1 protein-coding gene is annotated in these 1,337 nt (G+C 24.3%); it reads left to right on the top strand.

The features are described 5' to 3' along the window. Positions 1–50 precede the first annotated feature (50 nt). The coding region (locus B6S12_RS10605; protein WP_111230726.1) for a hypothetical protein at positions 51–1,337 on the top strand (1,287 nt) is incomplete at its 3' end.

The following is a 1,337-nucleotide window of genomic DNA, read 5'->3' as shown; positions in this document are numbered from 1 at the left end:
GAAAGAGATGCGAGAATTTGTGCTTGTAAATTTATGCAGGAATAACAACAATGAATATAATCATACCAGATTTTGAAGAACATAAAAAATTTTTAGACAATAGGAAAAACAAAGAAATCTATTTAGCAATTAATACAAATATTAATTGCATAGATAATTGGTGTCCAATTGAATTGAGTTCTTATGATATTAAAAGCGATGTTAATTTTCATAAGATAGGGTTGTATCTTGGAAAAATTATTTTTAAGTATAAAGGTAATATGTTAGTGCCAGAATATTTACCTTCATCACTAGAAATGTTAGAAAGTCAGATTGATAAAATCAATCCTTTATGGCTAAATGAAGTAAATCCTGATTATATATCTTCGCAATTTGATGATTTTTTATTTTCTGATAATCTTGGTAAAATCTATGCTACATCAATTTTAATGGATACAGAAGAAAAATACTACAATAAAAACAATATAAAAGTTTTATGTCAAAGAGCAAAAAATAATATTGTTTTGAACAAAAATCAAATTATTACCTACTTTAAAGAACTCCATAAAATCAATACAAATTTTATCCAAAGCTATATAGATATTTTGTTAGATAATAAAGGAATAAAAGCCTATGGAAATCCTTATGAGTATTATAAGGAAATGTCTCAAAATGGTATTATTCCCCTTAATCTATTAGAAAAGTATAAAAACGGAAGCTATAAAATCAATAAGGAAGCTGATTTAGTTGTATTGGATTATCTAAAAGTTACACAAAATTTTGAAGTCAAAATTAATTTTTACAATGAGTTTTTTTATGATTATTTGGTATGGAGTTTGCAAAATTATACTATTCTACTTTATGAGGGCATTATTCAAGAGAAAAACAATTTAATTTTCAATCCTAGAGCATATATAGATAATCAAGAGAAACTAAGTGAGTATGATTTGCAAATAAAACTATTTGAAAAGTTTTATAAAAAGCATTTAAAAGATGATGAGTTCCATAAAGAAATGATTTTTATTAAAAATATAATGCTTGATTTTGGTAGGCAAAATGGATTTTTTCATATAGATGCTAGAAATTCTTTAATAAGTGGTATAGAATTTTACAAGAGTATTTTTGGTATATATGAGCATAATTTTTTTATTGATTCTATTTACTCTCCCAATGTTTTAATAGATTTTAAAAATCCGATAACTATCAAAATCAAGGCTTCCCCAATGGGTAATTACTATTTTGCTTTAAGTAAAGATACTAATGTTTTTATAGAGTATTTTCAAAGAAAATATCCAAGCACAAAAGATTTACCAAAAGGTTGGGATAATAAAATGCTAGAAAAAGCAAATTTAAAATTA

The organism is Helicobacter valdiviensis (assembly GCF_003245365.1).
GTDB lineage: Bacteria > Campylobacterota > Campylobacteria > Campylobacterales > Helicobacteraceae > Helicobacter_D > Helicobacter_D valdiviensis.
This window is presented reverse-complemented; position numbering and strand designations above follow the sequence as displayed.